24 protein-coding genes and 1 tRNA gene are annotated in these 24,554 nt (G+C 59.9%); 10 read left to right on the top strand and 15 right to left on the bottom strand.

Annotated features, from left to right (window positions below; genetic code table 11):
- Window positions 1–52: 52 nt before the first annotated feature.
- From CFI11_RS15765 to CFI11_RS15805, 9 genes are all read right to left on the bottom strand, one after another.
- On the bottom strand, window positions 53–505 hold the full coding sequence (locus tag CFI11_RS15765; protein WP_130407611.1) for a CoxG family protein: 453 nt from the start codon (window positions 503–505) through the stop codon (window positions 53–55).
- 103 nt (window positions 506–608) lie between these two features.
- Entirely contained in the window at window positions 609–1,217 is a 609-nt protein-coding gene (locus tag CFI11_RS15770; RefSeq protein ID WP_130407613.1) for an NTP transferase domain-containing protein, read from the bottom strand.
- Entirely contained in the window at window positions 1,210–1,992 is a 783-nt protein-coding gene (locus tag CFI11_RS15775; RefSeq protein WP_130407615.1) for an XdhC family protein, read from the bottom strand. The genes CFI11_RS15770 and CFI11_RS15775 overlap by 8 nt, the downstream gene beginning before the upstream one ends.
- Window positions 1,989–3,170, bottom strand: a complete 1,182-nt coding sequence (locus CFI11_RS15780; RefSeq protein ID WP_130407617.1) for a VWA domain-containing protein — start codon at window positions 3,168–3,170, stop codon at window positions 1,989–1,991. Before CFI11_RS15780 ends, CFI11_RS15775 begins: the two co-directional genes overlap by 4 nt.
- On the bottom strand, window positions 3,167–4,042 hold the full coding sequence (locus tag CFI11_RS15785; RefSeq protein ID WP_130407619.1) for a MoxR family ATPase: 876 nt from the start codon (window positions 4,040–4,042) through the stop codon (window positions 3,167–3,169). The genes CFI11_RS15780 and CFI11_RS15785 overlap by 4 nt, the downstream gene beginning before the upstream one ends.
- 47 nt (window positions 4,043–4,089) lie before the next feature.
- A complete protein-coding gene (locus CFI11_RS15790) occupies window positions 4,090–6,519 on the bottom strand; it encodes an aerobic carbon-monoxide dehydrogenase large subunit (RefSeq protein WP_130407621.1) in 2,430 nt (809 codons plus the stop codon).
- Complete coding sequence (locus CFI11_RS15795; protein WP_130407623.1) at window positions 6,516–7,010, bottom strand: (2Fe-2S)-binding protein; 495 nt, start codon at window positions 7,008–7,010, stop codon at window positions 6,516–6,518. The genes CFI11_RS15790 and CFI11_RS15795 overlap by 4 nt, the downstream gene beginning before the upstream one ends.
- Before the next feature lie 49 nt (window positions 7,011–7,059).
- Window positions 7,060–7,914 carry a xanthine dehydrogenase family protein subunit M gene (locus CFI11_RS15800; RefSeq protein WP_130407625.1) on the bottom strand — a complete coding sequence of 285 codons (855 nt, stop codon included), beginning with the start codon at window positions 7,912–7,914 and terminating at the stop codon, window positions 7,060–7,062.
- A gap of 136 nt (window positions 7,915–8,050) precedes the next feature.
- Window positions 8,051–9,142, bottom strand: a complete 1,092-nt coding sequence (locus CFI11_RS15805; protein ID WP_130407627.1) for an MHYT domain-containing protein — start codon at window positions 9,140–9,142, stop codon at window positions 8,051–8,053.
- 602 nt (window positions 9,143–9,744) lie between these two features.
- On the opposite strand from CFI11_RS15805, the gene CFI11_RS15815 reads away from it, so the two are divergent.
- Entirely contained in the window at window positions 9,745–10,206 is a 462-nt protein-coding gene (locus CFI11_RS15815) for a hypothetical protein (protein ID WP_130407629.1), read from the top strand.
- A gap of 68 nt (window positions 10,207–10,274) precedes the next feature.
- Complete coding sequence (locus CFI11_RS15820; RefSeq protein WP_130407631.1) at window positions 10,275–10,661, top strand: VOC family protein; 387 nt, start codon at window positions 10,275–10,277, stop codon at window positions 10,659–10,661.
- Window positions 10,662–10,865: 204 nt separating this feature from the next.
- On the opposite strand, the gene CFI11_RS15825 is transcribed toward CFI11_RS15820, so the two are convergent.
- Window positions 10,866–11,255 carry a LuxR C-terminal-related transcriptional regulator gene (locus tag CFI11_RS15825; protein ID WP_165390284.1) on the bottom strand — a complete coding sequence of 130 codons (390 nt, stop codon included), beginning with the start codon at window positions 11,253–11,255 and terminating at the stop codon, window positions 10,866–10,868.
- Here CFI11_RS15825 and CFI11_RS15830 point away from each other — a divergent pair.
- The 4 genes from CFI11_RS15830 (at window position 11,254) to CFI11_RS15840 (ending at window position 13,327) form a co-directional block, all read left to right on the top strand.
- Entirely contained in the window at window positions 11,254–11,484 is a 231-nt protein-coding gene (locus CFI11_RS15830; protein ID WP_254448935.1) for an ABC transporter permease subunit, read from the top strand. The two genes, CFI11_RS15825 and CFI11_RS15830, sit on opposite strands and share 2 nt — an antisense overlap.
- Before the next feature lie 142 nt (window positions 11,485–11,626).
- Complete coding sequence (locus CFI11_RS24975; RefSeq protein WP_371687436.1) at window positions 11,627–12,010, top strand: hypothetical protein; 384 nt, start codon at window positions 11,627–11,629, stop codon at window positions 12,008–12,010.
- Window positions 11,964–12,425 (top strand): ABC transporter permease, encoded by a 462-nt coding sequence (locus CFI11_RS15835; RefSeq protein ID WP_130407637.1) that lies wholly within the window; start codon window positions 11,964–11,966, stop codon window positions 12,423–12,425. The genes CFI11_RS24975 and CFI11_RS15835 overlap by 47 nt, the downstream gene beginning before the upstream one ends.
- Window positions 12,422–13,327, top strand: a complete 906-nt coding sequence (locus tag CFI11_RS15840) for a DMT family transporter (protein WP_130407639.1) — start codon at window positions 12,422–12,424, stop codon at window positions 13,325–13,327. Before CFI11_RS15835 ends, CFI11_RS15840 begins: the two co-directional genes overlap by 4 nt.
- 480 nt (window positions 13,328–13,807) lie before the next feature.
- On the opposite strand, the gene CFI11_RS15845 is transcribed toward CFI11_RS15840, so the two are convergent.
- A tRNA-Leu gene (locus CFI11_RS15845) sits at window positions 13,808–13,892 on the bottom strand.
- Window positions 13,893–14,122: 230 nt separating this feature from the next.
- Here CFI11_RS15845 and CFI11_RS15850 point away from each other — a divergent pair.
- Window positions 14,123–14,581 (top strand): Hint domain-containing protein, encoded by a 459-nt coding sequence (locus CFI11_RS15850; protein WP_165390287.1) that lies wholly within the window; start codon window positions 14,123–14,125, stop codon window positions 14,579–14,581.
- Here the strand turns inward: CFI11_RS15850 and CFI11_RS24980 are convergent.
- Window positions 14,578–15,450, bottom strand: a complete 873-nt coding sequence (locus CFI11_RS24980) for an NAD(P)H-hydrate dehydratase (protein ID WP_371687437.1) — start codon at window positions 15,448–15,450, stop codon at window positions 14,578–14,580. The genes CFI11_RS15850 and CFI11_RS24980 overlap by 4 nt on opposite strands.
- Before the next feature lie 42 nt (window positions 15,451–15,492).
- A complete protein-coding gene (locus CFI11_RS24985) occupies window positions 15,493–16,197 on the bottom strand; it encodes an NAD(P)H-hydrate epimerase (protein WP_371687438.1) in 705 nt (234 codons plus the stop codon).
- A gap of 168 nt (window positions 16,198–16,365) precedes the next feature.
- Here CFI11_RS24985 and CFI11_RS15860 point away from each other — a divergent pair, with 168 nt between their 5' ends.
- From CFI11_RS15860 to CFI11_RS15870, 3 genes are all read left to right on the top strand, one after another.
- Entirely contained in the window at window positions 16,366–16,704 is a 339-nt protein-coding gene (locus CFI11_RS15860; RefSeq protein WP_130407643.1) for a P-II family nitrogen regulator, read from the top strand.
- Between the two features lie 33 nt (window positions 16,705–16,737).
- A complete protein-coding gene (gene glnA / locus CFI11_RS15865) occupies window positions 16,738–18,144 on the top strand; it encodes a type I glutamate--ammonia ligase (protein WP_130407645.1) in 1,407 nt (468 codons plus the stop codon).
- A gap of 154 nt (window positions 18,145–18,298) precedes the next feature.
- A complete protein-coding gene (locus CFI11_RS15870) occupies window positions 18,299–19,438 on the top strand; it encodes a lytic murein transglycosylase (protein ID WP_130407647.1) in 1,140 nt (379 codons plus the stop codon).
- A 93-nt stretch (window positions 19,439–19,531) separates the two neighbouring features.
- Here CFI11_RS15870 and CFI11_RS15875 read toward each other — a convergent pair whose 3' ends face one another.
- Together CFI11_RS15875 and CFI11_RS15880 are read right to left on the bottom strand one after the other, a co-directional pair.
- Complete coding sequence (locus CFI11_RS15875) at window positions 19,532–20,314, bottom strand: imm11 family protein (RefSeq protein WP_130407649.1); 783 nt, start codon at window positions 20,312–20,314, stop codon at window positions 19,532–19,534.
- Window positions 20,315–24,553, bottom strand: coding sequence for an RHS repeat-associated core domain-containing protein (locus CFI11_RS15880; protein WP_130407651.1), 4,239 nt, complete (start codon window positions 24,551–24,553; stop codon window positions 20,315–20,317). It lies immediately after the preceding gene.
- Window position 24,554 lies beyond the last annotated feature (1 nt).

Below are 24,554 nucleotides of genomic sequence, written 5' to 3' on the forward strand. Positions count from 1 at the left end.
GTCGGCCCAGCTTGCCGCCGCACTTGCGGCACCCTACAGCACGATATCTTGCTCAGGCAGCTATGCCTTCGTCGACCGTTTCTGCAAACGACTTGAAGAATTTGGCCGCAAGTTTCTTTGCCGTGCTCTGGATCAAACGGCTGCCAAGCTGAGCAAGCTTGCCGCCAATCTCCGCCCTTGCCTCGTAGCGCAGGATCGTTGTGTCGCCATCAGCCGTCAACGTCACATCAGCCGCGCCTTTCGCATGGCCCGCTGCCCCGCCATTGCCTTGGCCTGACAGGGAAAACGCATCCGGTGCTCCGGATTGATCCAAAACGACATCTCCTCCGAACCGAGCTTTCACGGGCCCCACTTTCAGAACCACTTTGGCCTCAAGCTCGGTATCGGAATGCTTGGTCAGGTCCTCACATCCCGGAATGCACCGTTTCAGCACCTCCGGATCGTTCAGGGCTGCATAAACCCGATCCTTGGGGGCATTGATGATGATTTCGTCCTTCAGTTCCATGAGTGGTATCCTTTTCAGCAACAGGGAAATCTTATGTTTTCGGCTTGTTCCGGTGTCATCGCGAGCTTTTTCAAGAGGCATCGGATCCGGTTGAAACATTGCATCATGGGATGGGCTCCCCCAGTGTTTGGACATGTGCCGCGTAGTCGTCCGGCGTGTCGATATCGGCGTAGAACCCGGGCGCCGGGAGGAAGGCGATCTGTACCTGTTCGGGCTGTTGCCGGGTGAAGTGCATACATCCCGGACGATCCGGATGGTCCAGCAGACGGGGCCGTAACATGCGGGGTACGACAATGGGGTTGCCGCGTGCGCCGTCATGTATCGGGATCGTGATCTTGGCAGCGTCCCCTTGTCGGTGCGCCGCGATCAGGGCGGTGAGATCATGTGGGGTCAGCTTTGGTTGATCCGCAAGACCGATGAGAAGCAGATCGGCGTTGGGCGCCTCTCGCACACCCGCCGCGACAGAAGTTGGCTGACCGCTGGCGAAGTCAGGGTTATGGGTAAAGGATGTTGCAAGACCGGAAAGCGCGGCCCTTACCTTTTCCGCGTCATGTCCGGTCACGACGGTCAGGGGTGTATCGATTGCAGCCAGGTACGTCCTGGCCACCCGACGCACCATGGGTTCGCCATCTACTGGCAGCAGAAGTTTGTTCCAAGCGCCCATGCGGCGGGACAGGCCCGCGGCCAAAAGGATCGCGGTCACGCTACGCATAGGCGCGACCCAGGTCCTGCCGCCGGACGCGGACCAATTGCGCAAGGATGGACAGTGCGATTTCCTCGGGCGTGACGGCCCCAAGATCCAGCCCGGCAGGCGCATAGACGGCGCTGATTGCCGCCGTCGGAATTCCAGCAGCCTCAAGTTTCCCGGCAAGGGTCGAAAATTTCCGCGCGCTGCCTACGAAGGCAACATAATCGGGCGCTTCGACCAGAACGGATTTCAGCGCATCAAGATCCCCCTGCCCTTGCGTCGCGATCACAACGCATCTGCGGCAATGCGGGGCCGTCCCGGGCGTGAGCGAGGCGGAGACCGACCAGTGAAATTGCGGCGCCATCGCGCTTAAGGCCTGCGCCACCGGAGATGCGCCCAACACGACGAGTTCGGGCATTGGCAGGCAAGGCTCGATAAAGATATCGACCGTTCCCTTGGACGGGCATCCGTTGCGGGCAAACCGCGTTCCGTCGATTTCCTCGCCCGCGGCCACGCCCCTTTTTTCCAGAAACTCCTCGGGAGCCACGGAAATCAATTGTGGCTGGCCCACTTGCAGGGCCTCAAGCACTGCGCGTTTGACCGCGCCGCGCGTACATCCGCCTCCAAGCCAGCCGTGCAGGATCGATCCATCGGCACTCAAAAGTGCCTTGGCGCCCGGCTTTGCGGCGGTCGCTCCGGCTGTGCGGACAATCGTGGCAAATGCGAACGGCTCATGGCGGTCGCGCAGATGCTGCGCCGCATCAGCCAGTTTGGTGTCGAGGATTTCCGCCGGGCTCATAACGCCACCAATTCGGGCTCTAGGGCGGCAAGATCCGCAAGCGTGTTTGCCGGTCGGAACAGATCGAGATACGGCAGCGCCGCCGCCATGCCGCCCGCCACCGGCGCATAATCCGCCCAGCCTTTCAGCGGATTGAGCCAGATGATTTTGCAGCCCCGCTTGCGGAGTTTTGCGAGCGCCGCCGACAGGGCGGCGGGCGGTTCGGTGTCGTAGCCATCCGACAGGATGATCACGACCGACCGGCCATCCACAAAGCGCCGCGCATAGGTATCGGCAAAGCGCTGCAGCGACAGCCCGATCTTCGATCCGCCGCCAAAGCCATCCGCCATCAGCGACATCCGCCCGATGGCGCGCATCGTGTCTTTGTCACGCAACGCCTCGGTGATGCGCACAAGACGGGTGTGAAACAGATAGGCATCTGCGTCCTTGTCCGCTCGCATCAGCCCCGCAAGGAAAGCAAGAAACACCTGCGCATAGACGCTCATGGAGCCCGAAACATCGCAAAGGGCCACAATCTTGCGGCTGCGATCCGGGCGATGCTTGCGCAAAAGGCGCAAGGGCTCGCCACCGGTCGCGAGGCTTTGCCGGATGGTCTTTCGGAAATGCAGCCGATCCCCCTTGCGCGCCGCGATCCGACGGCGTGAGCGACGGTCGCGCAAGGCAGCACCCATCCGGCGGGCAACGGCTTCGGCCTCTGCGATCTCGTCGGCGCTCACCAGGTCACGCAAGTCGCGCCGGCTGAGGTTACGCCGCTCGGTTGCGATCAGCTTGCCGGTGCCATCACTTTCGGCCTCTTCCCCGCTCGTGTCGGGGGCTGTGGCGCTGCCCGACGCTCCGGCATCCTGACCTTTTGCCTGACGGGAGGAATGCACATCATCCCGCGGCGCCGCTTGCGCCTTTGGCACGACCTTTTGCTTCACGCGGCCCGCATCCATCCAGAAGCTGTCGAACAGGGTGTCGAACCGCTCAGCCTCGTCCGTGCATCCGGTGCAGACGGCGCGTAGGGCGCGTCGGCATTCATCGGGAACGACGGCATTGACCTCGTTCATGGCATTCAGCGCAAGCTCCACCTCTGCAACACCGAGGCGCAGACCGTTTTGGCGCAAATGCGCGATAAACCCGGCAATCCGGCTCGCTGGCCCCGGATCACGGCCCGCAAATCGCGTCACGCGGCTCATGCCGCTTTCCCGACGATACGCGCGGCCACATCGGGGGTGATCTGCGCCTGATCGCTCTGGGTTTTCAAAAGCGTGCTCAGTGTCGCATGCAGCACCGTCGGATCGTCAGTCAGATCCGCAATCCCCAGGCCCATCAAAGCGGCAGCAAAGTCGAGCATCTCGGCAATGCCAGGCGTCTTTTCCAGCTCCTCTTCGCGCAACTTCTGAACAAAGCCCACGATCTGCGCGCCCAGCCGCGCCTCGATCCCCGGACAGCGCGCCTTGAGGATCGCAAGCTCGGTCTGCATGTCCGGATAATCGACATAAGTGTAAAGACAGCGGCGCCGGAGCGCGTCCGACAGATCGCGCGTGCCGTTCGAGGTGAGAATAACGATGGGTTTGGTCGTCGCCGTGATCGTCCCGAGTTCCGGCACAGAGACCTGATACTCCGACAGCACTTCCAACAGATAGGCTTCGAATTCTTCATCGGCGCGGTCGATCTCGTCGATCAGCAGCACCGGTCGGCGATCTTGCGTGATGGCGGCCAGCAAGGGCCGTTCCAGAAGAAAGTCGCGGGAGAAGATGCGGTCTTCAACGGTCTTTCCCGTCTCGCCATCCTCCGCGGCGGCCCGGATCGTCAGCAATTGCCGCTGGTAGTTCCATTCGTAAATGGCATGCGCCGCATCCAACCCTTCATAACATTGCAGGCGGATCAGTCTGGTATCGCGCACCTCGCTCAGCGTCCGTGCAATGTCCGTTTTTCCCACACCTGCAGCGCCTTCCAGAAGAAGCGGGCGCTCAAGCGCGAGGGCCAAATGCAGCGCAACAGTCAGATCGTCTGAGGCGACGTAGCCGTGTCGCCCAAGCTGGGATTGTAAGTCAGTCCATGTCATGGGGGATCTCCGGCAGGGCGGGACAAACGCCGCCCTGCCCTTTGCCTCTAGTCATGCAGGCCAAGCTCATTTGCGGTTTTCCAGATCCGCCAATGGTCGTGGGGCATGTTGGTATGGCGCAGCCCAAAGGCCCGGAAGGCATCCTGCACCGCGTTCGAAAAACACGGCACGCCGCCGACATGCGGGCTCTCTCCGACGCCCTTGGCCCCGATGGGGTGATGCGGCGACGGCGTCACGGTGAAATCGGTCTCGTAATTGGGCACTTCCCAAGCCGTGGGCAGGAAGAAGTCCATCAACGTCCCGGTTTTCACGTTGCCCATGTCGTCATAGGCAATCTCTTGTCCCAACGCGACGGCGAGCGCTTCGGTCAGGCCACCATGGACTTGCCCCTCGATGATCATCGGATTGATCCGCGTGCCGCAATCGTCCAAAGCATAAAAGCGGCGGATCTCCGGCACGCCGGTGTCGACGTCGATGTCCATCACGCAGACATAGGCCCCGAACGGGTAGGTCATGTTCGGTGGGTCGTAGTAGCTCACCGCCTCCAGCCCCGGTTCAATCCCCGGAATGGCCTGGTTGTAGGCGGCAAAGGCGATCTCCTTCATCGTCTTGAACCGTTCCGGCGCGCCTTTGACGACGAAGCGATCCACGTCGAATTCCACATCGTCGTCATGCACCTCCAGCAGGTAGGCCGCGATCATCTGCGCTTTAGCGCGGATCTTGCGCCCGGCCATCGCCGTGGCCGCGCCCGCCACCGGGGTTGAGCGTGACCCGTAGGTGCCAAGCCCGTAAGGCGCGGTGTCGGTATCGCCTTCTTCAATCGTTATACTGTCTGCGGGCAGACCAATTTCGGAGGCCAGGATCTGCGCGAAGGTCGTCGCGTGGCCCTGACCTTGGGAAATCGTGCCAAGCCGCGCGATCGCCGACCCGGTCGGATGGATCCGGATCTCGCAACTGTCGAACATGCCGAGGCCCAGGATGTCACAGTTCTTTACGGGCCCGGCGCCGACAATTTCCGTGAAAAAGCTGAGGCCGATGCCCATGAGCGTTCGGGTCTCGCCGCGCTTGAAGGCCTCGACCCGCTCGGCCTGCTCTTTCCGCAGCCCGTGATAATCCACGGTCTTAAGCGCCTTGTCCCACGCGGTATGGTAATCGCCACTGTCATATTCCCAGCCCAGCGCGGCCTTGTAAGGGAACTGGTCTTTCTTGATGAAGTTGATCCGGCGCAGCTCGGCGGCATCCATGTTCAGCTCGATGGCCAGCACCTCGATCATCCGCTCGATGAAATAGACCGCCTCGGTCACACGGAACGAACAGCGATAGCTGACACCGCCCGGCGCCTTGTTGGTATAGACGCCATCCACCTCTAGAAAGGCCGTCGGGATGTCATAGGATCCCGTGCAGATATTCATGAATCCGGCCGGGAACTTGGTTGGGTCCGCGCAAGCATCGAACCCGCCATGGTCGGCGGTGACCTGGCAATGCAGCCCGGTGATCTTGCCCTCTTTCGTGGCGCTGATCCGTCCCTTCATCCAGTAATCCCGGGCAAAGGCCGTGGTCATCAGGTTATCCATCCGGTCCTCGATCCACTTGACCGGCTTTCCGGTCACGATCGATGCCACGACAGAGCAGACATAACCCGGATAGGCGCCCACCTTGTTGCCGAACCCGCCGCCGATATCTGGGGAGATCACGCGAATATTGTGCTCTTCGATGCCTGAGATGAGGCTGACCACTGTGCGGATCGCATGGGGCGCCTGGAATGTCCCCCAGAGCGTCAGCTTGCCGTTGACCTTGTCCATCGACGCCACGCAGCCACAGGTTTCAAGCGGGCATGGATGGGTGCGGTGATAATACATCGTCTCTTCGGCCACGACCTCCGCATTGGCGATGACCTCTTCGGTGGGCGCCTTGTCGCCCGCTTCCCAGGTGAAAATGTGGTTGGGGTGGCGGCGCGGCCCGTGCGCGCCATCCTTGGGCGCCCCGGCCTCGTCCACCGTATCTTCGCGCAGGACGACATCCGATTTCAGCGCCTCGAACGGGTCGACGATCACCGGCAGCTCGTCGTACTCCACCTCGACCGCCTCGATCCCGTCCGCGGCGGCATAGCGGTCTTCGGCCACGACAAAGGCCACTTCCTGCCCCTGAAAGAGCACCTTGCCATCCGCCAGAACCATCTGCTTATCGCCCGCCAGCGTCGGCATCCAGTGCAGGCCCAGAGGTTCAAGGTCCTTGGCCGTCAGCACCGCCAGCACGCCCGGCACCTCAAGTGCTGCGGAAGTGTCGATGCCGGTGATACGGGCATGCGCGTAGGGAGAGCGTACAAAGTCGCCAAACAGCATTCCGTCGAGCTTGATGTCATCGACGTAATTGCCCTTGCCCTGGGTAAACCGCGCATCCTCGACCCGCTTGCGCGAACAGCCCAGGCCCTTGAGGTTTTCGACACGCTCTTCGCGGCTGGTCACTTCGTCTTTCATTGCGCCGCCTCCTTGGCCGCATTGAGGTCCGCAGCGGCCGCGCGGATGCTTTTCACGATGTTCTGATACCCGGTGCAGCGACAGATATTGCCTGCCATCCCAAACCGGATTTCTTCCTCTGTCGGGTTTGGGTTCTCCTCCAGCAGCTTGGCCGCGCGGGTGATCATACCCGGCGTGCAATAGCCGCACTGAAGCCCGTGATGCTCTTTGAACGCGGTCTGCAGCGGGTGCAGATCATCGGGGCCGCCGATGCCTTCGATGGTTGTGATATCCTTTCCATCGGCTTGGGCCACGAACATGGTGCAGGCCTTGACCGACTTACCATCGACTGTGACCGTACACGCCCCGCAATGCGAGGTCTCGCACCCGATATGCGGGCCGGTGATGTTCAGCCGCTCGCGCAACGTGAAGATCAGAAGTTCCCTTGGCTCGGCCAGGAATTCCTCTTCCTTGCCGTTCACGTTGAGTTTGTAGTGCTGTTTCTTCGACATGATTTTTCCTTTCGCCCTCCCGCTTGGCGGCCTGAGGGCATGTGTCCTCTCAGGCGCGTGACCAGGCTCGCTCGATGGCGCGGCGCAGGATCACGCCAGCAACGTGTTTCTTGAAGGCGACCGGGCCGCGATTGTCTTCGGTTGGATCGATATCGCCCAGCATCGCGGCCATCGCCGTCTTGAGCGCTGCATCATCCACGACGGTTCCCACCAAGGCGGCACTTGCGGCCTCCGAAAAAACCGGTGTGTCGCTCAGGTTGGTCATCGCGATGGATGCGGACGTGCAGGTGCCGCCCGCCTTGACGATCTGCACAGCGGCGGCAGCGGTGGCGTAGTCGCCGATCTTGCGCTTTTGTTTTTCATACGCGTAACCGCCGTTGGGCCGCGGGATTGTGACGGCGGTCAAGACCTCCTCATCTTCCCGCGCGGTCATATAGGCCGCCTCGTAAAAGTCGCGGGCTGGGATGTCGCGTGCGCCATCGGGCCCCACGACCGTAAAGGTCGCGTCCAGACACTGCATCAGACCCGGCATGTCATTTCCCGGATCACCGTTCGCCACATTGCCGCCGACCGTGCCCATGTAACGGACCTGTGGGTCCGCGATCTGCAAGGCCGCTTCGCGCAGGATCGGCGCAGCTTCGGCCAGCCCGTCGTGATCGATGATCGCGTGCTGGGTCACCATCGCGCCAATGCGAATACTGTCTGCTGCGACCTCGATGTCAGACATGCCGTCGACATCCTGCAGGTCAATGAGATGCGGCACCTCGGCCATGCGCAGCTTCATCATCGGGATCAGGCTGTGCCCCCCCGCCATGACGCGGGCATCGTCGCCATGCTCTTCCAGGATCGACAGCACGCCTGCCATGTCCTTGGGTCGGTAATACTCGAATGCCGCTGGAATCATCGGCTCTCCTCCCTAAAAGCGAATGTTCTGGCTGAGGAGGATGAGTGCATACGCGAGTATGCGGCGGCTTTAGAAATTCAATGAAAAACGGGGATTTTGCACGAAATGCGCTAAAGTTCGCACGAATTGCGCCGCACTATGACGCCAGCGCATCCTGTATCGCCTTGAGCTTGGACCGGCTGACCGGCGCGGGCGGCAGATCATCTCCGTCAAAAAGACACCGCCCCTTATCCTTTGTCCGTTCGAACCGGGTCACGCGCACCGGGTTCACAAGATAACTGCGATGTGTCTGCAGAAAGCCCGCGGGAAGCAGCCGCTTGGCCGCCTCGGTCACGGGCCAGACGCAGAACAGGCGGTCCTTCTCGGTATAGACTTGCGTGTAATGTCCGTCCGCACGGACGAACAACACGTCCTCGGCAGAGATGAAGACCTTCCCGCCATCCCGTTCGCATGGGATCTGGAGCAATGGCTTCGAACCGGCGGGCCCCGCTTCGGACTTTGATGTTTTCTCCTCAGGTGCGGGCAGATACGTCACGCTGACCCACAGGCAGGCACCAAACATTACGAAGCTGAAAAGGATCACGCCAAGCGCGAGTGTTTCATTGCTCATCAAGGGGCCAAATTCCGCGCCGCTGGGAACAGCGGTGAACCGGGTTCCGGCCATGGCCAGGAAGTGTACGGTACAGACAGCGATCGCAAAGCAAAGCGTACCCAGCAGAATATGCCTGTTTGTTCGCTGACCATAAGCGATGCCGAACGCCAGAACACAAAGGGCAATTGCGGCGATCGAGGAGAGTATGACACCCGGCAGCGTATATACGGCCCGACACAGCTCCAGCCCTGCCATGCCGATATAGTGCATGACCAAAATCCCGATCCCCACGATCCCCCCGGCGAGCGAGATCGTTCGACGGTTCCGTTCGGTAAAGTGGAGAAGAATGAGAGCGGCCCCGACGATGAGGATCGCCGCGAGCGCAGAGACGAGCGTAATCGCGGCGTCGTAGTAGAACAGGATGGGCATTTGCAGCCCCAGCATAGCGATGAAATGCATCGCCCAGATGCCGCCGCCAAGGGCCACCGCAGCAAGGGCAACCGAAGCCTTCTTTTCAAAGACCGGCTTGGCGGCAAGGTCGCGTGTCATCGAAAGCCCCGTAAAGCCAGCCACCAAAGCGACAAGGCAGGACATAACGACGAGGAACCCATTGTGGCTGACGTCGACAAATTCCATGTACTCAAACTGACTAAAAATCCAGCATATGGCAAATGCCGCGACATCGTGGACCGTTCAAAACCACGTTGCCTGAAAAGACGGTCGCCTCATCCGCGCTTGATCCGGAGTTTGAGAGCAGACTTGGTTTGCCAGGAAGTCCACATTCCTAAATTGGGCGAGACGCATTGAAATAAGCCCCGTCCAGACATCCGTTGAATGACATTATTGGTGTTCGATTTTGAGGGCGTTTGGAACCCTGAGAAAGACTTCTTGACGACCGTCTTTGCAAGCATCCAGCAAAAAGTGAGAGGGTGCGCCGGAGGGAAAACCTGTAATCAGGCCTCACAGCCACTAGATGACCGTGCCAGCGCGGGCGATGGCTGAGAAGAAGACCTTGGAACAGCGGTCGTGTCGTGTTGCCACGCGCCTCCAGCTTTCAGGCCGCCGCACATGATTTCGATCAGGGAGATCGTTTTTTCCGACGAAAGCGTCGAAGATTCGCGGCGTGTCACAACTCAAGAGGTTTTCCTCTCTGCAATCGCTCTTTCGGCTATCATCCTTTACTGGCTAGACAGATCTTTGTACTTAAAAAACCTGCCCAAGAAAGACCAATCAGAGCAATGTCCGACCGCAATTTTGAACCGATGACCAAAGCCGAAGTTGTGACTGCGCAACGTGCTTGGGCGAAATGTGTAACTGATCAAGACGTAGAGGGATTACTCGCACTCTATGACTTCGGCGATCCTGACGAACCGCTTTTGTTCAAACCCACCTTGGCGGACGTGATCCGTCTCGATGAGAAGGGAGCGAGAGCGTATTTTGTTGGCGGTGATGCTGACTATCCGCAGGACGGTGGTTTTCTCAAACGCGGATGGAAGAAAGTCGAGTTCCAAAGCGCCGTCGGCCCCATCCTGAAAGCGGGAGGGCTGGGATATAAGGACATGGGCCACTACACGTTCGTGGATGGAGCGGGGAACGCAACGCGGGCCGACTATACGTTTGCCTATCACAAACTGAACGGACATGTTTTGATCTCGCTGCATCATTCTTCGCTCACATGGTTCCCACCAGTTGAGAGCTGAGGCAGAGCAACTCGGAACACACCCGAACGAAAAACAGCCTCCACACCTCCAGAGAAGGGTTTCACCTTATGTCTCTCAACTACGTCATGCTTGGCTCAAATGATGTCAAAAGCGCGCGGAGCTTTTACGACGCGGTCCTGTCCGTCATCGGGGGCACACTCACGGCAGAGTACATGCCCCACGCATTCTGTTACGAATTGCGAGGGGGCGGTCGCGTATGGGTTGCCACACCATTCAACGAAGAGACGGCGGTGTCCGGAAATGGCAATATGGTGGGGTTGGCATGCGAGACTGCGGAAGAAGTCGATGCGGCGCACCAAATGGCCCTCTCCAAGGGTGGAGTGAACGAAGGTGACCCCGGCCCACGACCGAAATACGGCCCCGACTTTTACGGCGCATATGTCCGCGACTTGGACGGCAACAAAATGAGTTTTGTCTATCTCGGCAAAAGCTGAGACGATCACCCAGCATTTCCTTCATGGTTCTGCCTCAGACGATCAGGCAGAACCATGAAGAACCGAGATCCATGCCGGGACAGATTCCTTGTTAGCAACTTCGCTATCAGTGTTCATTCCAGATGGACGCGGATGACCGCTGATTTGCCCCTGATCCGGCCAGTTCAGGTTTAGGCACCGCACCTCTTTTCTGAGACGCCGCGCTCAACACGTGTTGAACGGAGCGATTGCGGAGGTCATGCCACAGTCGTCCTGCATTGCGTATCGCGTGAGATCGGCGAGGCTCTGCGTTCCGGTCTTCTTTTTGAGTGCCAGGCTGAGATTGGCGACCGTTTTATAGCTCACCCCCAGCCCTTTCGGGATGTCCGTCAAATCCTCACCTTCGGTGAGGCGTTGCAGCATCTCGACTTCGCGGGGTGCGAATGACGCGTGTTGCGACTGAAGAGCGATCACCTCTGGCACACGCGCGTGGTCAAGATACGTGTTTCCCTGTGCCGGGGTTGAGATCGCTTCGCGAAAACGGGACAGCGGGGCGTTCAGGCGCGGCGACTTCGTCCATCCGGTATTGCCCGCACTCGCGGTTGGAACCGGCATGACCGTGACCACCGCACATTTGCTTCGATCGGCAACCATAGAGGCAATCGCCGCCCTTCATATCGCGTTAGCGCGTGGCCGTGGGATTGGCGAGGGGCGCGTGATCAGGCGACATGCCTTGCGCAACGCACTCTTGTCGGTTGTGACGATCTTCGCCCTCGAAAGCACCTTTGTGCTGGAGGGGGCCGCCGCAGCAGATCGCGTGTCTGGATGGCGGGGCGCAGCCTGATTTTCATCGAGGCCGTTGAGTGGCGTGACTATCCGGTCATCCAGGCCTTTGTTCTCTTTAGCGCAATTCCGTTTGTCACGTCGAACCTCGTGGTTGACCTGCTCACGTTGTGGCTCGATCCGCGAACCGCGCAGGGTGGACTATGACGGCATCCGATCCGTTGCGTATGTGCGCCCTCATTCTTGCGGGCCTCGTTCTAATGCTCGCGGTTTTTGGTCCCAACATAACACCCTACGATCCATTGATACCTGATCCGATCAACCGGCTGGCACCGCCGATTGCCACGCATTGGTTTGGCACTGATCACCTGGGTCGTGACGTCTTTAGCCGTATCCTGGCGGGCGCGCGCTTGTCGGTGGGCCTCGCCATTTTGGTGGTGTCAGCGGTCGTCGAGGTCGTGGGCGGCCTGGTTTCGGGGATGCTGGGACGGTGCCGCGCTTATGCGCCTGACCGATGCGTTCCTTGCTTAGCCCGAGCTTGTGGCCGCTCTGGCTGTTGCGGGGGTTCTGGGTGGAGGTGGGACTGAGGTCCTCTTTGCTCTCGCTTTGGTCGGATGGATGCGTTACGCGCGGGTTATACGAGCGGAGACACTCAGCACGGCAGCATCCGATAATGTCGCGCTTGGAAGACTGAGCGGTGTGAGTTCGATGCGTGTTGCGATTGACCATCTTTTGACACCCGTAGGGCCTGCGATCATCGTAGTGATGACGAAGCATTTAGCACGCGCCATCCTCCCGATTTCGGGCCTTGGCTTCCTTGGATTTGGTGCGTCTCCACCGCAGCCAGAATGGGGTGCCATTCTGCTTGAGGCGCGCAGTTACATCTTTTCAGCGCTCGCTTATGCGTTACTGCCTGGCCTGCCGATCATCATCTCGGCTTTGGCGTTCAATCTATCTGGTGACCTGTTGCGTGATCGCGTTGGTCTGGCGGAACAAAAATGACGGCACAACTGCGCGGGATCGCTCTCAGGATCCTATCTGGCCTGCTGTTCACCGCAATGGCGGCCACGATCAAGGCCATCGGTGACGCAGTGCCGCTGGGGCAGCTTGTTTTCTTCCGGTCTGCGGTCGCGATGGTACCGCTGGTAATCTTTCTTTGGGCGCGGCAGGAGTTCCCCCAAGGGCTCGCGACGCGCCGTCCGATGGGACATCTCGTGCGGTGTATATTGGGCGGTGCGGCCATGTTCACCTCGTTCGCGACGCTGCGCCTTTTGCCGATCGCAGAGGCGACAATGCTCTCTTATCTCTCGCCCGTCATGACCGTGGCACTTGCGGCACTGCTCTTGAACGAACGTTCTGGCCTGTACCGCTGGCTTGGCGTCGGCTTTGGTCTTTTCGGAGCCGCTGTGCTGACGTTTCCTCATTTCACAGCCGACAGCCCTCAACTCCTTGGGATTGCGCTGGGGCTCACAACAGCGGGCCTGACAGCGGGTGCACTGGTGCAAGTGCGCACGCTGGCGAAATCGGAAAGTCCAGGCGCCATTGCCTTTTATTTCGCACTCGCATCAGCGGCATTTGGCCTCGCAACAGCGCCATGCGGTTGGAGCGCACCTGAGCCTCTGATCTGGCTCCTGCTTATCTTGACCGGGCTCTTCGGCGGAGCCGCCCACATCGCGATGACTTTGGCATTCAGATATGCCGAAGCGTCGCTGCTTGCGCCTTTTGAGTATCTCACCGTTCTGTGGGCTGCCGCAATCGGTGCAGTTGCGTTCGCGGAGATCCCCGGTCTCACGTTTCTGCTTGCAGCGCCCCTTGTCGTGATGGGCGCCCTGCTTTCCACGTCGGGAGTTTCAATTCGGAGAGCACACAGGATACAGGGCTCGAAGGGCATAACCAGTAAATAGCTCTTTCAGTAACGGCCGTTGCAGACAGAAAGACCTTTAGACATCTGCCATTACGCTTGCTGCAAGCCGACAACCCGTGTTGCGCAAGAACATGATCGCTACCGCTTGCCGACAGTACATCACTCAGAAATGTCACCGGAGCGACGCCCGCGTAGCTTTCCGTATTGGACCGACATCCTGCGCCCTGCTTCGACCGTGCTTAGGAACTCTTTGCGGACTTGGGACATCGGATGGCAGTACACCGCTGCAAAGGCGCTGGCCGAGGCGAGATATTCGGACAGCGAGATATAGGCGGTCACGAGCCACAAGACCTTGGGAATGGTGCAGAAGTATCGATTACAGGCAGACCAGAAGTCTGCCTCCAAGCGCGCCTCAGCGCGTCGCGAACGGACTGAAAACGGAGCATGAAGGTGCGAAACTTTCACATGCGCTTCATCGAACCGAAAGCGATATGAGCGGAAAACATGGCCTTTTTAGGTATGGTGCGGGTGAAGGGACTTGAACCCCCACGCCTTGCGGCGCCAGAACCTAAATCTGGTGCGTCTACCAATTCCGCCACACCCGCATGCCATAGGCTCGCTTATGTGGGGCGTCTGATAGCAAAGCCCGACCAGGGATGCGAGAGCAAATGCGCCAAAGCTGAGTCCGCAATGCATCACCGGGTGTAAAAAGCGCGTACACGCCGGCGACATTAATAGGGTGTTCATCTAGCTTGCGGAAAACGATATAATAGTCGAGCGAAAGTGTGTGATGACCCTTGAGACCTCAGGACCTGGTAGGTGGTCCGGATCAGAATTGTCTAATATTCCGCTTATGGGCGGCCTGCCCAAGGGCACGCCCATTCTCACCTTGGACGGATTTCTGCCTGTTGAGTATCTCACGCCCGGAGATCGCATCATAACGCGCAATTCGGGAAGTACGCAGCTCTGCGGGCATGTGGTGCGCACGGTTCGTGTTCATGCCGTACGACTTGCCATGAATGCGTTGGGCGAGGCACGCCCGGAACAGACATTCGACATGCCGGCGGATCAGCACATCCTGTTACGCGGTCCAAAAGCCGAAGCGCTTTCTGGGCAGCCACAGACAACGGTGCCGGTCGGCTTTCTGGTGAATGACGAAACAATCCGGGATCTGGGCGAAGTGGACATGGTTCTGCATCATCTCGTCTTTGAGCGTATGCAGGTGGTCTATGCGGGCGGCTTGGAAGTGCTCGGGGCGACGGGTCTGCCGCAACATGTGAGACCGGCCGCCTAAAGGCCAAGATCACGAAAGACCTTTGGCACGGTGTCGGAAAGATCTTCGGCAATCAGGCCCGGACCGATGACACGGGCGCATTCGACATGCAGCCAGGCGGCCGTTTCCGCCGCGTCCGGCGGCGACCATCCCCGCGCCAGCAATCCCGCAATAAGGCCCGTCAAGACGTCCCCCGATCCTGCGGTTGCAAGCCAGGGTGCTGTTCGGTCGTATGCCGCCGCGTGGAGCGCGCAGCGACCATCCGAGTCAGCGATCACCGTGTCCGGCCCTTTGAAAAGAATGGTGCATCCTGCCCGCGCCGCCGCCTCCCGCGTGGCATCCACTTTGGAATAGGCGGGGCCGCTTTCCGGCGTCTCTCGCAATGTGTCGGCAATGTCGGGAAAGAGCGCGCGAAACTCGCCGCCATGAGGCGTCATCACGCAACGTGCATGAACCGCGTCCAAAAGCTCTGGTCGTCTGGCAATCAGGGTCAGCGCGTCCGCATCAAGAACAATGGCACGGTCGGGATCCTCCAGGGCGACCCCGACGCGTTGCGCGGCCCGCTCGTCCAGGCCAAGCCCAGGTCCCAGGCCGACGGCAGAAAACCGTGGATCACTGAGGAGTTTGCGCAGCATATCCGCATCCTCGACCCGCCTGAGCATAAGCGCGGTGATCTGGCTGGCCACCTCCATCTGAGCGGCCGGGGGGACACCCAGCGTGACCAATCCGGCACCCACCCTCAACGCGGCACGCGCCGCAAGCCGCGCAGCACCGGTTCGTCCCGTGCCGCCGGACAAGATCAGGGCATGGCCGTGGCTGTATTTGTGCCCGTCCCGCTTTGCGAGATGCTCCAAGGGCAGCGTGGTGCGGTCGATCAGGCGCACTGACATCAGGTCAAATTATCCTCTTGATGACGGGATCCAGCCTATCGCTCACAATCCGATGTCCTTGACAATGAGATGCCCGCACGCAGTCGGGCCATCCGCGAGGTAATGCCCCCGCTTGGCCAGATGAAAGGTCACCGTAAGCTCGGCCATGATCGCGGAATCCACCGCGTCCTCGGATCCGGGCAGGCCAAGATATCGACCGCTATCGGCACAAAGACCGCTGGGAATGTCTACGGCCACGACCTTTGGAAGGCGCGGGTCAAACCGTGCCTGGTTCAGGTCCGACTGAACATGTTCGGCCCGGAAGGGCCGCGACAGCCCGGTGCCAAAGAGCGCATCAAGGATCAGATCATAAGCATCAAGATGCGCAAGGAAGCCCGCTGCTGTCTTGTCTCCAAAGGCGGCCACTTCCCCCAAACGACACCATTGCCGATAGTTTTCGGCGGCATCCGGCGGCAGCTTTCCGGGATCGCCATAGATCACGACGTCCACCGCCCAATGGAGCTCTCGCAGCAGCCTTGCGACCACGAAGCCATCCCCGCCATTGTTGCCAGGCCCGCATAAGATCAAAGCGCGACGTGCGGCCTGCGGCGTCGCCCCAGGTTGTGCAAACTCCGGCCAGGTCTCGAAAATTCCTTCGACCACACCCTGCCCTGCCCGTTCCATCAGCGCCAGGCCGGTGACCTGACCGCTGTCGATGGCCGCCTGTTCGATGGCCCGCATTTCCGCGCCTGTGAGTAACTCTGGCATCTGCCTTGACCCTTTCTTCACAGATCGCACAAAAAACAGTCATTGCGCTCAATCGGAAGGCGGCCTCAAATTTTCACCTGTCCGTCTGAGCTGCAAAAAACGTATGCGATTGTAGGCCGTAAAGAGAAGTGGTCTGTCGCGACAAAAGCGGTTGCGAGGGAGGCTCCTATGAAAAAGATCGAGGCGATCATCAAGCCGTTCAAGCTTGATGAGGTCAAAGAAGCGCTGCAAGAGGTTGGCGTACAGGGCCTTTCAGTGATCGAGGTAAAAGGATTTGGCCGCCAGAAAGGCCATACTGAACTTTACCGCGGCGCTGAATATGTCGTGGATTTCCTGCCAAAGGTGAAGATCGAGGTAGTGCTGGACGACGACCAGGCCGATGCGGCGATCGAAGCCATTGTGGACGCCGCCAAGACCGACAAAATTGGCGACGGCAAGATCTTCGTATCGACCGTCGAGCAAGCCATTCGCATCCGGACCGGCGAGACCGGCTCGGACGCACTTTAGTACACTGCTATCCAAGAGAGAGGACCCTACGGAATGAGCAAGGACGCAGTTCTTAAGCTGATCAAGGATGAGGACGTCGAATATGTCGACATCCGCTTCACCGATCCGCGTGGTAAGTTGCAGCACGTGACTGTGATGGCCGATCAGGTCGATGAAGACTTCCTTGAAGAAGGGTTCATGTTCGACGGCTCCTCCATCGCGGGCTGGAAGTCGATCGAAGCATCGGACATGAAACTGATGCCGGACACCGAAAGCGTGTACGTGGATCCGTTTTACGCCGAAAAAACGGCGTGTCTGCACTGCTCCATCGTGGAACCCGACACCGGTGAGGCTTATGAGCGCGACCCCCGCTCGACCGCGGAAAAGGCAGAAGCCTACCTGAAGGAAAGCGGCATCGGCGACGTGGCCTATTTCGGTCCCGAAGCGGAATTCTTCCTGTTCGACGATGTTCGTTTCTCGACATCGATCAACAAGGTTGGCTATGAAGTCGACGCCACAGACGCATCCTGGAACACAGACACCGAATACGAGATGGGCAATATGGGCCATCGTCCGGGCGTCAAGGGTGGCTATTTCCCGGTGAACCCCACCGACGAAAGCCAGGATCTGCGGTCCGAAATGCTCTCGACCATGAAGCGTCTGGGCATGAAGGTCGACAAGCACCACCACGAAGTGGCCTCGTGCCAGCACGAGCTGGGCCTGATCTTCGACAGCCTGACCAAACAGGCCGACGAGCTGCAGAAATACAAGTATGTCATCCACAACGTGGCCCACGCCTACGGCAAATCGGCCACGTTCATGCCCAAGCCCATCGCGGGCGACAATGGAACAGGCATGCACTGCAACATGTCGATCTGGAAGGACGGCAAGCCGCTTTTCGCCGGCGACAAATATGCCGATCTGTCGGACGAGGCGCTGTGGTTCATCGGCGGCATCCTTAAGCACGCCAAGGCGCTCAACGCCTTCACCAACCCCTCGACCAACAGCTACAAGCGTCTGATCCCGGGCTTCGAAGCTCCGGTTCTGCGCGCCTATTCGGCCCGCAACCGGTCGGGCTGCGTGCGGATCCCGTGGACCGAAAGCCCCAAGGCCAAGCGCGTCGAGGCCCGCTTCCCCGACCCGTCGGCAAACCCCTATCTCTGCTTTGCCGCGCTGCTGATGGCCGGTCTTGACGGGATCAAGAGCAAGATCGATCCGGGCGAGGCAATGGACAAGAACCTCTATGACCTGCCCGCCGAAGAGCTGGCCGGTATCCCGACCGTCTGCGGCAGCCTGCGTGAGGCCATCGAAGAGCTGGAGGCCGACATGGACTTCCTGCTGGCCGGTGACGTGTTCACCCGCGACCAGATCGAAGGCTATATCGAGCTGAAGATGGAAGAGATCGAAGCCTATGAGCACACGCCCCACCCGATGGAGTTTGCGCTCTACTACAGCTGCTGATCTTACGCATCACATTGTCGATTGCGAACGGGCGCCCTTTCAGGCGCCCGTTTTTTATTGATCGGCAAGCAGTTGCGCCCCGCCATCAGACAGGCTTTGCGGCACCGGTCACACCGGTTAGACTACTTGCAAAACAATGAAGGCAACGAGCAGCATGATCCTGACAAGACGTAACTTCACCCTTGGCTGTGCCGCCCTGGGGTTGAGCGCCTGTGGTGGAACGGGCGCGATCGTGTCCCCTGCCCCTCAAACCGGCTTGCCCGCCGACCTGCGCCCGGTGCCGAATGCCGGTTACGATGCTTGGGTGGCGGCTTTCAGGCCCCGCGCGCGGGCACAGGGTGTCTCCGACGCGACGCTCAACACGGGCTTTCGCGGCGCCGGGTATCTGCCGGGCGTGATCGAACGGGACCGCAATCAGGTCGAGTTTCGCCGCACGCTCGAAGACTATCTGTCCATCGCAGCCTCCGACGAGCGGGTCACGAAAGGGCGTGCCGCGCTCAACCGCCATCGTAGCACCCTCAACGCGCTTGAGAGCCGGTATGGGGTGGATGCCGAGATCATCACGGCGATCTGGGGACTGGAGAGCTTTTACGGAGAACGGCGGGGCAATGTCCCGGTGATTTCCGCAACCTCCACCCTTGCATATGACGGGCGGCGGGGCAGCTTCTTTGAAAAGCAACTCGTTTCAGCCCTGAAGATCCTGCAAAACGGCGACATCACGGCCAGCCGCCTGACCGGAAGTTGGGCCGGCGCGATGGGGCATACGCAGTTCATTCCAACCTCTTACGACACGTTCGCCGTCGACTTCGACGGGGACGGACGTCGGGATATCTGGTCAGATGATCCAACGGATGCGCTGGCCTCAGCCGCGGCATATCTGTCGCGCAATGGATGGAGCCGCGGCACACGCTGGGGTGCCGAAGTCAGCAGCGGCGCGGCAGAGGGCCGTGTCATCCAACCTCAGCCGGGCGGGCCGAGATTCGCGGTGACGCGCAATTTCAACGTGATCAAACGCTACAACAACTCAGACTCCTACGCGATCGGTGTGGGCCACCTGGCCGACCGCATCGGCGGAGCGGGCCCCCTGCGCGGGAGCTTTCCGCCGGATGAATTCGGGCTGACCAAACGTGATCGCATCGCACTGCAGGAACGGCTGACCTCTCGTGGCTTTGACACAGGCGGCAGCGATGGCGTGATCGGGCCCAAGACCCGGGAGGCAATCAGTGCCTATCAGGCAAGCCGGGGCCTGCCAGCGACGGGCGATCCGTCGGTTGAGTTGCTGCGCAGTCTTTGAGCGCACTCGCACTGGCGTGCAGGGCCCCCGGTATCAGGCCGCGTGCAGTTGACAAGACAGGCGCGCCGATCCTGACCGAACGCCCCCGCGGCCTCATCCCTTCCAGATAGTATTTTCCCGCGTCATTGGGTCGTAGATCGTCATACCTGGTGTGATCTCCGGCCAGTCGGCCCGCAACTCCAGATCCTGGATGTAGGAGGGAGATCTCATGAAGCCGAGATAGGGATCGTATCTCAGATCGAGCACCATCAACTCGTCTACCGGAACAAAATAGAGACCGACCAAGTCAGCTTGCTCCAGCAGGTCTTTGACCTCAGCGGCAACAAAAAGAGGGCGCGGAACGTAGGGCAGGTCATTTGCATGGAAAAGACGCGGCAGGTCGCTTTGCAGCACCAAATGATCGCAGGATTTCACCTGTCCGTTGTCCTGAAACCGCGTTCCCCCCGCGCGGGACGGCTCGGGCGGGCGCGCTTTCAAGGTGTCGATATCGAGGCAAGGCAGCTCTGTCGTAAACTCGACTAAGCAAAGCTCTCCGACCGTTTCGGTCGCCTGTTTGTGTTTCACGGTGACAGGTGTGGATCGAAAGTGATCCGGCGCGCAGTCCTGAAAGATCTGGTGCAGCGCGGGACTGACGAGAAACCCTTCGGCACCGGGATAAAAGTCCGGCAGCTTCTGCTTTCGCCGCAGGTGGAAATAGATCCGATCCGCATAGTCCACCGCCCCGCGCTGGTTCGGCGATTTATACATCCACTGATCGGTATTTTCCTTGGTCTTGCCGCATTCCGTCGAAAGGAAACCATCAAGGGAATAAGGCGCGCCGGTCTGACCGTCTGTATCATATCGAAGAAGAAAGAAATTGGGGTCTTCGGCCATCATTCACCACGCCTCGTTTACTGTCGCACCTGGCCTGGTCATGCCCCGTGCCGCGATTTCACCGCGATACCGCGCCTGAAGCGCGATCACGCTTGCCCTGGCCCGCGCATTCGCATTGCATCGGGTTCGGGTGTTCTGGCTTCTGCGATCCGATTCCCATTGACGCCGGATCGCATCCAGATCCCGTTCAACCGCATTGGAATACCGCGGATGCGGCCCCCTGTGACGCAGGGATTGAAGCCGCTGTGCATCTTGTAAACCGGTTGGCAAGGGCACCCCGTTCTGTGCGTTGTGTAAGTTCAATCCAAGCGTGTTCATCATGCGCAGATTGGCCGGTCGATTCCAGACGGCAATTGGAATGATATGGTGTGCCTGCCAGGGTACGTTCAAACCGGTCAAAGCGCCCCGCAGAGGGTTAAGCCCCAACGGATCAATCGCGGTCAGCGCGCAATCAACATAGCCAACGCTGCGCAAACCGCCCAAAAGGCCAGACGGGTCCACGCTCAGATACTGGCCCAAAAGCGGATCATAATACCGGAAGCGATTGTAATGCAGTCCGGTTTCGTCATCGTGCCACTGGCCGGGAAAGCGGATCGGACAGAGGCTGCTGTCGCCCCAGATGCCCCGCTCTTTTCCCCAAAGCCGATAGGAGGCCGACCACAACAACGCGCCCTCCGCATCAACGATTTCGCGCGGGGTGCCAAGGTGATCCGTGACGACATGGCCCAGCGTCTCTGCCTCACGCAGCAGCGGAATGAAGGTGCCCGGCTCGAAATGCCAATGAACTGGCATCGCATCGTCTGACGCTTCGACTGCGATGACGTCTCCGTCCCACAAAAAGCGGGTGACGCTCTCGCCAGAGCGTTTTTCGATCCGGCGACCGAGTGGATCGTAGGTGTATTCCCATCTCGCACCTTCGGGTGTGACGCAGGCCACCATGCGATCAAAGGCATCCCATTCGAATGTCCAGCTTTGCGGACGAAACCCGTTGCGCGAAAGACTGCGCTGGATCACCCGCCCCGCGCTGTCGTAGCGCAGCGTGACACGCTCTCCGCCAAGTCCTGCGGCCTCTTCGGTGCGTCCGCCCGGAGCGGCACGCCAGGATGAAAGCGGCCGCCCAAGCGGCATTTGCGGCAGCGCAAGATTTGCAGCCTCGACATCCAGAGTGGCCTTGTACGAAAAGCGCTCAATTTCAAGTGTTTCCGCCGGAAAACCTGGCACGTCGCTTGGTACTGGCCTGCCCAAACGCAGACCCGCCTCTCCGCTATCTCCATGACGCGCGCGGGTCACTTGCCCATTGGCATCGCTTTCATATTCGCTGCTGCCCCAAAGCGGGTCCGAGATGCGGCTTGGGGCCTCTTTGCGGCTCCAGGTGTATTCCCGCGCAAATCCCTCCGGTCCATGGGCGATTTGGCGAACAAGCTGACCCAGATCGTCGAAGTCCTGTGACAATTCATAGCCATTTGCCCCTTGATGACGGACAGGTCGATCAAGGCTGTCGCGCCCGATGGTAAGCAGATCCGCACCGTTGACACGCAGCCCGGTAAGCTGCCCTGTCGGGCTGTAGGTATATTCGGTGTGTTTGTCCGCGATCCGTCTTTCGATGACGTTGCCGCAACAATCATAGCCCCGCTCGATCCGCTGACCGTTCTGAACCTCGGCGATCTGGTTTCCGAGCGCGTCATATTCCATCTCGATCACGGCGCCGGGGCCGGTTGCCCGGCACATCATACCGCGCGCATCATATTCGAAACGCTCTTCAAGAGGGGCGGATCCGTCTCCGGCCTCCGCGATACGCGCGATCATCTGATCGGCAGCATCCCATTCATACCGGATCGTTCGGCCATCGGGAAAATGGGTGACCACGAGCCGATCCGCCGCGTCATATTCATAGCGCAGCTCGAACCCTGCGAAATCAATCTCCCGAACAATGCGCCCCGCGGCGTCACGTTCGAATTGCCAGACCTCGCCCGCCTGGTTGATGACCCGGTCCAGCTCTAGCTGATCGGTATAAAGCAACCGGATTGTTCCGCCTTTCGGGTCCGTCATCTCGATCAAGTTATCGAATGCGTCGTGCTGAAACCGTCTGACGTGCCCGTCCCGGTCCACGGTTTCAACGGTCCGCCCGTCCCCGTCTCCCCGCAAGATCGAAACCGTGCCATCCGCACGGATCGTGCGGGCAGGCGTCCAGAAATCAAGACCTGGCTGATCCTTGAACTCAAAGCGGGTTGTGGCACCATGGTCGTCCGTCATCGACGTCACGCGGCCCCAGGCATCGCGTGTGTAAGTTGTCTCACGCCCGTTGAAGTCGATCTCGGAAACGGGCCGAAACATCTCGTCGTAGGTGATGGTGCGGATCATGCCGTCGTGACGGCACACGCCCGTGACCTGCCCCTGATCAGAGACTTTGAGATCGGTGACATGACCAAGCGGATCTCGCGCCGAAACCAGATTGCCGCGCGCGTCGTAGTCGTATTCCCATGACCCTCCGGCGGGATCGATCAGGACATCCAGCGCGCCGGTATCCGTCCAGCCCACATAGGTGAAGCGATCCAGCGGATCACGCACGGATTTGAGGTTTCCATCGGCGTCATAGCGATACTCGATCCTGTGACCTAGCGGATCAATCTCGGCACTCACGAAGCCTTCTGCGTTCTCCTCGTACCGACGCACATGGCCAAGCGCGTTTTCCTCAGCTGTGATGTTATCGTTTTCATTGTAGTGAAACGTCTGGGCCCGGGACGGGTCACCAGCGGGCATATAAATCGTCTTGCGCGCCTCTGCATCATAGCGCACCTGATCCTTGTCGTAAGGTCCCGATGTCTCTGACCCCAACCGCCGCCCCTCTTCATCCAGCGTGTAACGGGCCGAATAGGAGCCATTGCGCTCAAGACCGACGATCCTGTTCTGATCGTCATAGACAAAGCGGTGATGCTCGCCATAAAGACAGCGGGCATCGGTCATGTTCTGGCGTTCGTCATAGTGCCATTCGAAAAGGCGTTTGCGATCCCCATCGGAGGCGAGAAGATCTGCGGCTGTCCGCAACCCGTCTTCGTATGTGAAGGCCACGCTCAGCCGTTCGGGCATGTCGATGCGGTCAAGCTGACCTGCCGCATCGCGATGGAGGTGAAGCGTGTTGTCGTTGCCATCATATATTCGGCTGATGCGCCAGACCCCGTCACTCCCCTTGTCAAAATGATGAAAATGCGGCCCGTCGCGAAGTAAAAGCGCCCTCGCCCGCACCTGCATGAGCTTGAGCGGACGCACGGTGTTTCCCTCGACCCAGCCATCGGGAATGGGAGTGGGTGCGGGAAAGGACACACGATAACCATCGTCGTCCAGCAGATCGAAACCGCCGGTCCGATTGCGTCGGATCTCGGCGTCATAAGGCGCGATCCTGTTGGATCCATGGGACGAGACATGATCGATGTCGGACCAATAGACCGATTGCAGCGACAATTCGATCAGTCCAGGGATCACAAAGTGCGGGTCTTCGTGATTGCCCACCCCGGTGGGGAGCATGAAGGGATTGCTCCCTCGCCGGCAATTGCGCCGCTCGTTCCTTCTGCTGCGGCGCGAATTGACGCGCGCGGTCCGGTTTCCGCGGGTCAACCCCCTCGCTCCGCGACGCAAGCCCGCGCGCGCCCCGCGTTCCGCAATCTCCCGAACCACCCGGCGAATGACAACCCTGCGCGGGTCCCACTGCAGAATCCAGTCAGCGGGACCTAGGATGTTGTAGTAGAACCAATGGTCATTCTCGACTTGCTCAACCAGGTTCTCGTTGAACTCTGTATAAACCCCCATCTGCTGGTTGAAGATCTCGGCATGTGCCGGGTTGGTCGGATCCATTTGCATCTGGTCCGCCCATTCCCGAAAGTCCCGAACCTCCCATTGCCCGGTCCCGCTTTCGTAAGGGTTGAACGCGCCTCCGTATTCTGCGTCGATGACCGACAGGTCGATGCGGGCAGCGTTCAGATCCGACTGGATCAGATCCCGCATCACGGGGTCCGTTTCAGCCGCCAGCTCCGCTTCGAGTTCGGCGACTTCATCTTCCAGCGCCTCCTTCTCATCCTCCCAACGCTCCTGGTAGTCGTCAAAGGCCGTGATCCAGTCCGCCAGGGTCTCCGGTCCGCCCGCACCCGTGGCGGTACGACCGGTTGCATTGGCGTCGTGTTCGCTGTCCGGCGTCCCGCCATCGCGAACCGTCACGTCTTCGTCGTTGGGGCTTTCTCCGTCGTGCATG

Source organism: Thalassococcus sp. S3, assembly GCF_004216475.1.
In the GTDB taxonomy this organism is placed as follows: Bacteria; Pseudomonadota; Alphaproteobacteria; order Rhodobacterales; family Rhodobacteraceae.